This is a genomic window from Asticcacaulis sp., assembly GCF_020217185.1.
In the GTDB taxonomy this organism is placed as follows: domain Bacteria; phylum Pseudomonadota; class Alphaproteobacteria; order Caulobacterales; family Caulobacteraceae; genus Asticcacaulis.
On sequence record NZ_JAIWNX010000095.1, the window covers coordinates 1 to 10,000 of the forward strand.

Genomic DNA, 10,000 nt, shown 5'->3' on the forward strand with positions numbered 1-10,000 from the left:
AAGCCTGTAAAATTATATCATTTTAAATCAATGATATACACGATTTGTTCACGCTGTTGATAAAAGGGTGTTGACGGGGAACAAAATAAGAATATAGAACAAAGCATGAATTGATCATCTGTTCTTTCAGGGGACAAACCATGCTGGCCATCCATAACGTATTGTCTTTCGCCGCCGTTGCCGCTTTTGTGGCGCTTGTCTGTCAGGCGGCTATGCTGATCGGGTGAATCGTCCGACAGTAGCCGCCCTGTGAACCGCACGGAGAGGCTTTTGAGATGAGCGACGGTTTTGTCCATCTGCGGGTACGATCGGCCTATTCCCTTCTGGAAGGTGCGATCAAGGCCTATGATATGGGCAAGCTGGCGGCCAAGGCGAAGATGCCGGCCATCGCCATCTGCGACCGCGGCAACCTGTTTGGTGCGCTCGAATTTTCTCAGGTGTGCAAAGATACGGGCGTGCAGCCCATCATCGCCTGCGCCCTGCCGGTCAAGGGTATAGGCGGTGCCCTTAGCGACCGCTGGGCCAAGATACCGACCATTGTCCTGATCGTTCAGAACGAGCAGGGCTATCTCAATCTCACCGAACTGTCTTCCAAAGCCTATCTCGATATTGAGGCGACCGACGAACCGCATGTCCTGTGGGAAGAGGTGGTCAAGCGCGCCGAGGGCCTGATCCTGCTGTCGGGTGGTCCGGACGGTCCGATCAACCCGCTGTTCAAGCAAAATCAACCCGACGAAGCCAATGCCGCACTAAAGGACATGCATGCGGCCTTCGGGGACCGCTTCTATATCGAGCTTCAGCGGCACGACGGGTCGCCGCATGGCGGTATCCGCGGGGATTCGGCGGAAAGCGGTCTGGTGCAATTCGCCTATGCGCATGACGTACCGCTGGTGGCCACCAATGACGCCTATTTCGCTGACCGCGACATGTTCAAGGCGCACGAGGCGCTGCTGTGTATTTCCGACAGCACCTTTATGGGCGTGGCCGACCGGCGCAAGGTGACCAAGGATCACTGGCTGAAGCCGCCGCTGCTGATGCGCGAGGTGTTTTCGGACCTGCCCGAAGCCTGTGACAATACACTGGAAATCGCGCGCCGCTGCGCATTTCTGGTTAGCAAGCGCGATCCAATTCTGCCGCGCTTCGATACCGGCGCCGGGCGCTCGGAAGACGAAGAACTGGCCTTTCAGGCGCGTGAAGGCCTGAAAATGCGTCTGCAACAGGTCGAGCCGGCCTTTCCGGAAGAGGAATACTGGGCACGTCTCGACCGGGAGGTCGGCGTCATCCAGAAGATGGGCTTCCCCGGTTACTTCCTGATCGTTTCGGACTTCATCAAATGGGCTAAGGCACACGACATCCCCGTCGGTCCTGGCCGGGGGTCGGGGGCCGGCTCGCTGGTTGCGTGGGCGCTGACCATCACCGACCTTGATCCGCTGCGCTTTGGTCTGCTGTTCGAACGCTTCCTCAATCCGGAGCGGGTCTCCATGCCCGACTTCGATATCGACTTCTGTCAGGAACGCCGCGAAGAGGTTATCACCTACGTTCAGGAAAAATACGGCCGCGAGCGGGTGGCGCAGATCATCACCTTCGGTACGCTTCAGGCTCGCGCCGTGCTGCGTGATACCGGACGGGTGATGCAGTTGCCGCTGGGGCAGGTGGACCGTCTGTGTAAGATGGTGCCGAACAACCCGGCCAACCCGACTACACTGGCTCAGGCCGTCGAAATCGAACCCCGCCTGCGCGAAGCCCGCGATGAGGAAGAGTCCGTTGCCAAGTTGCTGGATACGGCGCTGAAACTCGAAGGCCTGTATCGCAACGCCTCGACCCACGCCGCGGGTATCGTAATCGGCGACCGTCCGCTGACCGAACTGGTGCCGCTGTATCGCGATCCACGTTCCGACATTCCGGCGACGCAGTTCAATATGAAGTGGGTCGAGAGCGCCGGTTTGGTCAAGTTCGACTTTCTGGGTCTGAAAACACTGACCACGCTGAACCGCGCCTGGCACTATCTGAAAAAGCGCGGGCTGGAGGTCGATTTCTCCACCCTGCCGCTGGATGACAAGACCACCTATGAGCTTCTGGCGTCGGGTCAGTCGATCGGCGTGTTCCAGCTCGAAAGTCAGGGGATGCGCGACACCCTGCGCAAGATGCGCTGCGGGTCTATCGAGGAAATCACCGCGCTGATTTCGCTCTATCGTCCGGGCCCAATGGACAATATCGACACCTATGTCGATCGGAAGTTCGGGCGCGCCGAAATCGACATGCTCCATCCCTCTTTGGAGCCGGTTCTGCGGGAAACCTACGGCGTCATCATCTATCAGGAACAGGTGATGCAGATCGCCCAGATCCTGTCAGGCTACAGCCTCGGCGAAGCCGACCTGTTGCGCCGGGCCATGGGTAAAAAGAAGAAAGAGGAAATGGACTTGCAAAAAGCAAGGTTTATTTCCGGCGCCAAGGAGAAGGGGGTTCCCGAAAAGCAGTCGGACTCGATCTTCGAACTGGTGAACAAGTTTGCCGGCTATGGCTTCAACAAATCGCACGCCGCCGCCTATGCCTTTATTTCGTACCAGACGGGCTGGCTGAAGGCCAATCATCCGGTCGAATTCTTCGCCGCCAACATGAGCCTTGATATCACCAATACCGACAAGCTGGCGGTATTTTATCAGGACGCGCGGCAGTTCGGGGTGACCATTCGACCGCCCGATATCAACCGCTCCAAGGCGGATTTCGATGTGGAAAATGGCGAAGTGCTGTATGCGCTTGGGGCCATCCGCAACGTCGGTCTCGAAGCCATGCACAGCGTTGTGGCGGTGCGCGAAGCGGGCGGACCGTTCAAGGATATTTTCGACTTCCTCGAACGCATCGACCCCAAGGCGGTCAATAAGCGCGCCATTGAAAATCTGGCGAGGGCCGGGGCGTTCGACTCGATCCACCCCAACCGGGCGCAGATCATCCAGAGCGCCGATCTGCTGATCGCCCACGCTCAGAGCATGGCCGCCGAGCGCGCCTCGGCGCAGGTCAGCCTGTTCGGCACCAATGATTCGTCGCGCCCGCGCCTGCCCAATATCCCTAGGGCCTCCGGGCCGGATGCGCTGGACGAAGAACTATCCGCCGTCGGCTTCTATCTGTCCGGGCACCCGTTGCAGGACATGGTTGATGTGTTCAAGCGCCGCAATGTGACCCTCTACGCCGAAGCGCTGGCCCTCGCTCAGGAAGGGCGCGAAGCCTTTCGTATGGCGGGGGTGGTGCGCCGTCGTCAGGAGCGCGCCTCGGCCCGCACCGGGGAAAAGTTCGCCTTCGTCAACCTCTCGGACCCTAGCGGCGAATACGAAGTAATGTTCCAGCCGGAAGCCCTGCGTAAATACCGTGAGCATCTGGAACCCGGTCAGTCGATCCTGCTCAAGGTCCGCTGCAAGGGCTCGGACGGCGAAGTCCGCATGTTCGGCGAGTCGGCCGAACCCATAGCCGGAGCCCTGAAAACGGACGATATGGGTTTACGCCTGACCGTATCACCGCGCGGCTTTGATGTGGATGCTTTTAAAATGCAACTGGATGCCGCGCGCGGGCAGGGCGGGGAAATCACCCTTCTCAGCGAGATCGACGGACACGAGGTCGAACTGAAAATGCCGCACCGCTATCGTCTGGACGCCAGCCTGCGCGGGGCCTTGAAGGCGATGAATGGCGTCCTATATTGTGAAGACGTATAGGAGGAGCGAAAACGGCCTGATCGCCGTCAGTGTTTCTCCGGGCGCAATTTTCCTTAAAATCGCTTGATTTTTTTGTCGATTGTGCCTAGTTGCGCACCATCTCACACGCGGATACGCGGGGGGATGTTGTCCGTGCCTTTGAATTTCAATGATTTTCAAAGCGTCCGGCTTCATCCGACCGTTCCGAGGTTTCGGCTTGCCGACACTTTTTTAGTCCGCGGAGGTCTATCGGAATGAAAAGGAAATCTACTCATGGCTATGCCTGAACTGTCTATGCGCGCCCTGCTCGAAGCCGGTGCGCACTTTGGTCACCAGACCCACCGCTGGAACCCGAAGATGGAGCGTTACCTCTTCGGGTCGCGTTCCAACATCCACATCATCGACCTGTCGCAAACCCTGCCGCTGCTGCATCAGGCCCTGCTGAAGGTGCGCGAAGTCGCCGCCAACGGCGGTCGCGTCCTGTTCGTCGGCACCAAGCGTCAGGCCGCCGGTCCGGTCGCCGTCGCGGCCAAGCGTTCGGCGCAGTATTACGTCAACCACCGCTGGCTCGGCGGTACGCTGACCAACTGGCGCACCATTTCGGGTTCGATCGCGCGCCTGCGTGAACTGGAACAGGTCATGGAAAACCCGGTTGGCCGTTCCAAGAAGGAACTGCTGACCCTGACGCGCGAGCGTGACAAGCTGGAGCTGTCGCTGGGCGGCATCAAGGACATGGGCGGCATCCCCGACCTGATGTTCGTGATCGACACCAACAAGGAAGCGATCGCCATCCAGGAAGCCCGCAAGCTGAACATCCCGGTGATCGGTATCCTCGACTCGAACTCCGATCCGGACGGCATCACCTTCCCGGTTCCGGGCAATGACGACGCCGCGCGCGCCCTGCAACTGTATTGCGACCTGATCGCTGACGCCGTGCTCGACGGTCTGGCCGCGGGTCAGTCGGCTTCGGGTATCGACCTCGGCGCTTCGGAAGCCCCGATCGAGCCCGCGCTCGTCGCCGAAGACGCTGGCGAAGCTTAATCTGCTCAGGATTACCGGCAACGGGGTCTGATCGCTGGGTTTGCGGAGGCAAATTCAGTCTTGATGAAAGATCCCGCTTCAACCGTTTGAAGCGGGGGTCAGGCTCCGTTGTTACGTATTTGTCATACCCTCGGGCTATTGAGCCGCCGAGGGTTAACTTTTTAGAGAATTATGGAGGAATTCCATGGCTGAGATCACCGCCGCTCTCGTTAAGGAACTGCGCGAAAAGTCCGGCGCCGGCATGATGGACTGCAAGAAGGCTCTGTCGGAAAACGACGGCAACGTCGAAGCCTCGATGGACTGGCTGCGTACCAAGGGCCTGTCGAAGGCTGCCAAGAAGGCCGACCGCGTCGCCGCCGAAGGTCTGGTGGCCGTGGCCTCTTCGGGCACCACCGCTGTGGCCGTCGAAGTCAACGCCGAAACCGACTTCGTGTCGCGCAATGAGCTGTTCCAGAACCTGGCCCGCAATGCGGCTCAGGCCGGTCTGGCCGCGACTGACGTCGAAGGCGTGCAAGCGGCTATCAACGACGAAATCACCAACCTGATCGCCAATATCGGTGAAAACATGGTGGCCCGTCGCATGGCCAAGCATAGCGTTTCGCAAGGCGTTGTGTCGTCCTACATCCACAACGCGATTGCCCCGAACCTGGGCCGTATCGCCGTTCTGGTGGCCGTTGAGTCCGCTGGCGACGCCGAAGCCCTGAACGACATGGGCCGCAAGATCGCCATGCACATCGCCGCCACCCAGCCGCTGTCGCTGTCGTCTGACGACCTCGACCCGTCCGCCGTGGAGCGTGAGCGCACCGTTCTGACCGAAAAGGCGCGCGAAGAAGGCAAGCCGGAAGCCATGATCGCCAAGATCGTTGACGGCCAGATCTCGAAGTTCCAGCGCGAAGTCGTGCTGCTTGAGCAGCCCTTCGTCATGAACCCGGATCAGACCGTGAAGCAACTGATCGCCGACACGGCCAAGGCGCTCGGCACCGACGTCACCGTGACCGGCTTTACGCGTCTCGCCCTCGGCGAAGGCGTGGAAAAGAAGGTCGATGACTTCGCTGCCGAAGTCGCCTCGATGATGAATCAAGGCTAAGGCAAAAAATAGGGAACTCAGCCCGTGGCTTGATTTCCCGACCTATGCACGGTTTAAGGGCGCAGCATCGCAAGGTGTCTGCGCCCTTTGACTGTTCAAAGAGAGAAATCTCGGCTAGAGCAGGCGGCACTACGCCATTACCCCCATCTGATTCATCCGAAGGGCCTTCCATGTCTTCGTCCGACGTCCCCACCTATAAACGCATTCTCCTCAAGATCTCCGGTGAGGTCCTGATGGGCGAGCAGGGGTTCGGCATCGACATGAACACCGTCAAGGCGGTGGCCGAAGAGGTCGCCGAGGTGGCCGGCATGGGCGTCGAACTGTGTCTGGTTATCGGTGGCGGCAATATCTTTCGCGGTCTGTCCAAGGCGGCCGTAGGGATGGAACGCTCCTCGGCGGACTATATGGGGATGCTGGCCACGGTGATGAACGCCCTGGCCATGCAAAATGCGCTGGAAAAGCTGGGCGTCAGCACGCGCGTGCAGTCGGCCATCCAGATGAATGCCGTCTGTGAACCCTTTGTGCACCGCCGGGCGCAACGCCATCTGGAAAAAGGTCGTGTGGTGATCTTCGCCGCCGGTCTGGGGGCGCCCTATTTCACCACCGATACGGCGGCGGCCCTGCGCGCGGCAGAAATGCGCTGCGACGCCCTGTTCAAGGGCACGTCGGTCGATGGCGTCTATACGGCGGATCCCAAAAAGGACGCGTCGGCGACACGCTACGATTCGCTGGACTATATGGAGGTTCTGTCGAAGGACCTGCGCGTCATGGATGCCTCGGCGGTGTCGCTGATGCGCGAAAATGGCATTCCGATCGTTGTCTTCTCGATCCGTGAACCGGGCGGCCTGCGCAAGGTCATCACGGGGCAGGGGGTGCATACGGTCATTTCCGGGCAGGCCTGAACGCCTGTATGATAGTGTTCTAACGCGCGTCTTTCCGACGGGGTAACCCCTTCCGGAGAGCGCTCCAATACAGAGATACCAAGATGAGCAAGCCTGATCTCAACAAGTACAAGGACCGCATGGACAAGTCCGTGACGGCGCTCAAGGACGATTTCGGCGGTCTGCGTACCGGCCGTGCTTCTGCGGGCCTGCTGGAAGGCATTACGGTCGATGCCTATGGCTCCGCCATGTCGATCCTGTCCTGCGCCGCCATTTCGGTGCCGGAACCGCGCATGATCAGCGTCAATGTCTGGGACAAGGGGCTGGTCGTATCGGTCGAAAAGGCCATCCGCAATGCCGGTCTGGGGCTGAACCCGGTCACCGACGGTCAAACCCTGCGCGTGCCGATCCCGCCCCTGACTGAGGAACGCCGTAAGGAACTGGCCAAGATCGCCGGCAAGTACGCGGAAGAAAAGCGCGTGGCCGTGCGCAATGTGCGCCGCGACGCCAATGACGAGCTGAAGAAGGCCGAAAAGGACTCGACGATCTCCGAAGACGAACAGAAGAAGATGACCACCGAGGTCCAGAAATTCACCGACGAGGCCATCAAGCGCATCGACGAGATGCTGAAGGTCAAGGAAGCGGAGATCATGCAGGTCTAAGCACCTGCGCCGCGCCCGGTGCCTAAAACCGGGCGCTTTTGTGTGTATTGCCCCTTCTGTCGTTTTCAGGAAAGCGTCCTTTATGCCCTCAGGGCCGGATCATATCGGTACAGGTGCCGCTCCGGTGCCGCTGCACGTCGCCATCATCATGGATGGCAACGGGCGTTGGGCCAAGGCGCGCCGTCAGATACGCACCTTTGGCCACAAGGCGGGTGTGGAGGCGTTGCGCAAGACGATTACGGCCGCGCCGCATCTGGGCGTGACGCATATGACGGTGTTCGCCTTCTCAACGGAGAACTGGCGGCGACCGGCGACCGAGGTGTCTGACCTGATGGGCCTGCTCAAGGCCTTTATCCGTTCCGACCTGGACCGTCTGGTGCGCGAAGGCGTCTGCGTGCGCATTATCGGCGACAGGGCGGGTCTGCCGGTCGATATCCGTGAGTGTGTGGACGAGGCGCATCAGCGCACGCAGCACAATAGCCGTTTTTTCCTGCAGGTGGCGCTCAATTACGGCGCACAGGCGGACATTCTCGAAGCGGTCAAAACCTTTGCCCGGCAAGTGAAGGCGGGGGAGGCGGCGCTTGAGGATCTGACGGCGGAACGCTTTGGAGGGCTTTTGTCCACCTCAGGCTTGCCGCCGCTGGATTTGCTGATCCGCACGTCCGGAGAACACCGGCTGTCAAACTTCCTCCTGTGGGAAGCGGCCTACGCCGAATTTGTGTTTCAGGACGTGTTGTGGCCGGACTATGACGGCGAGGCGCTGAAGGCGGCGCTGGAAGAATTCCGCCGGCGCGAGCGTCGCTTCGGCGCGGTTGAGGCCAGTGATGTCGCTTCCGTCTGACGCGAAACCGAAAAAATCCTCACGTGAACTGCTGTTTCGCATCGCTTCGGCGGCGGTGCTGATCCCGATTGTGTTGTTGATTATCGCCTATGGCAACTGGGCCTTTCTGCTGCTGCTCAGCGTCGGGGTGGCCTTGCTGGCGATTGAATGGGGCGCGATGGCAGCCCCTCAGTTGTCGAGCCGCATGGCCGTCGCCATCAGTCTGGCTATTCTGGGCGGGGTGTTTACCGTCTATTTGTTCAACATGCTGGCGGGGTTGGCGGTACTGGCCTTGGGCGCCATCTGTGCGGGCTTTTATTTCCGCTACCTGAAAGGACCGCACCTCGATGCCGCCTACGGAGCCTTTTACATAGGCTGGCCGGCTCTGGTGCTGATCTGGCTGCGTGAGACGCATAACGGCGTCTATTGGGTCTTTTTCGCCTTCTTGATCGCCTGGGCGGCAGACAGCGCGGCCTATCTGGTCGGTAAGCTGGTGGGCGGACCCAAGCTGTGGCGCAAATATTCGCCCAACAAGACCTGGTCAGGCTTTGCCGGGGGCATGATCGCCGGTATGCTGACCGCCGGGACGCTGGCCGACCTCACCAAGCTCTTTCAGTCGAGCACGGCGGCGCTGATCGTCGGTTTGCTGGTGGCCTTTGCCACCATGGGCGGCGATTTGTGGGAGTCGATGCTCAAACGCCGCTATGGCGTCAAGGATTCCGGCACGTTGATCCCCGGCCACGGCGGCCTGCTGGATCGCGTGGACGGCTTGATGTTTGCGATCGTCGCCATCGGCGGTATCCGCTGGCTGGTCATGCTGGGGACCAAGCTATGAGGCGTATCTCCATCCTCGGTTCGACCGGCTCCATCGGCGTCTCAACGCTGAACCTGATCGAAGAAACCCTGACGCCCGGCGAAGATTACGAACTGGAAGCCCTGTGCGCCGGACGTAATTCGGCGCTATTGGCCGAGCAGGCGCTGAAATTCCGGCCGCGTCTGGCGGTCCTGTCCGATGCCTCGCAATGGGCCGATTTCAGCGAACGCATGAAGGGCTCCGGTATCGAAATCGCCTGTGGCCCTGACGCCGTCGAGGCCGCCGCGGCGCGTCCCGTCCATTGGGTGATGGCGGCTATTGTCGGCATTGCGGGCCTGCGTCCGGTCTGGGCGGCGGCGGGGACGGGGGCCACGGTGGCTTTGGCCAATAAGGAAAGCCTTGTCTGTTGTGGCCGTTCGCTGATCCTGCGTGCCGAGGCGGCGGGCGGGCGCATTCTGCCTGTCGATTCGGAACACAATGCCATTTTTCAGGTCTTTGAAGAGGCCGAGCGCACGCGTATCCGCCGCCTGATCCTCACCGCGTCGGGCGGGCCATTCCGGGGTCGCCAGCGCGAAGACCTGGCCCACGTCACGCGCGAACAGGCGTTAAAGCATCCCAACTGGTCGATGGGCGCCAAGATCACCATAGACAGCGCATCGCTGGCCAATAAGGGGCTGGAACTGATTGAGGCGGCTTATCTGTTCGACATGCCGTCGGCTCAGATCGACGTGCTGATCCATCCGCAATCCGTCGTGCACAGCCTCGTCGAATATACCGACGGTTCGACCCTGGCTCAGATGGGGCCGCCGGATATGCGCGTGCCGATTTCCTACTGCCTCGGCTGGCCGCAGCGCCATAGCTGGTCCGCGCCGCCGCTCGATCTGTGTGCGCTTTCGACCCTGACCTTTGAGCGGCCCGATACCGAGGCCTTCCCCATGCTCAGGCTGGCGCGCGAGGCGCTGGAGGCCGGCGGGCTTATGCCGGTCGTCTATAATGCCGCTAACGAGGTGAT

8 protein-coding genes are annotated in these 10,000 nt (G+C 60.5%); all 8 read left to right on the plus strand.

Annotated elements, in window-relative coordinates; translation table 11 throughout:
* Positions 1 to 275 precede the first annotated feature (275 nt).
* A complete protein-coding gene (dnaE, locus tag LDL37_RS04725) occupies positions 276 to 3,704 on the plus strand; it encodes a DNA polymerase III subunit alpha (protein WP_290795069.1) in 3,429 nt (1,142 codons plus the stop codon).
* A gap of 252 nt (positions 3,705 to 3,956) precedes the next feature.
* The gene (rpsB, locus tag LDL37_RS04730) at positions 3,957 to 4,724 is read left to right on the plus strand and encodes a 30S ribosomal protein S2 (RefSeq protein WP_290795071.1); all 768 of its coding nucleotides are present in this window, start codon (positions 3,957 to 3,959) and stop codon (positions 4,722 to 4,724) included.
* A gap of 184 nt (positions 4,725 to 4,908) precedes the next feature.
* On the plus strand, positions 4,909 to 5,811 hold the full coding sequence (gene tsf, locus LDL37_RS04735; protein WP_290795073.1) for a translation elongation factor Ts: 903 nt from the start codon (positions 4,909 to 4,911) through the stop codon (positions 5,809 to 5,811).
* 170 nt (positions 5,812 to 5,981) lie between these two features.
* Entirely contained in the window at positions 5,982 to 6,713 is a 732-nt protein-coding gene (gene pyrH, locus LDL37_RS04740; RefSeq protein ID WP_290795075.1) for a UMP kinase, read from the plus strand.
* An 83-nt stretch (positions 6,714 to 6,796) separates the two neighbouring features.
* Entirely contained in the window at positions 6,797 to 7,354 is a 558-nt protein-coding gene (gene frr, locus LDL37_RS04745) for a ribosome recycling factor (RefSeq protein WP_290795078.1), read from the plus strand.
* An 82-nt stretch (positions 7,355 to 7,436) separates the two neighbouring features.
* Positions 7,437 to 8,195: a polyprenyl diphosphate synthase gene (gene uppS / locus LDL37_RS04750; RefSeq protein WP_290795080.1), complete on the plus strand. Its 759-nt coding sequence runs from the start codon at positions 7,437 to 7,439 to the stop codon at positions 8,193 to 8,195.
* Positions 8,179 to 9,009, plus strand: a complete 831-nt coding sequence (locus LDL37_RS04755; protein ID WP_290795082.1) for a CDP-archaeol synthase — start codon at positions 8,179 to 8,181, stop codon at positions 9,007 to 9,009. The genes uppS and LDL37_RS04755 overlap by 17 nt, the downstream gene beginning before the upstream one ends.
* Positions 9,006 to 10,000 (plus strand): 1-deoxy-D-xylulose-5-phosphate reductoisomerase (gene dxr, locus LDL37_RS04760; protein ID WP_290795084.1); only part of this gene is annotated, 995 nt, incomplete at its 3' end. The genes LDL37_RS04755 and dxr, both read left to right, overlap by 4 nt.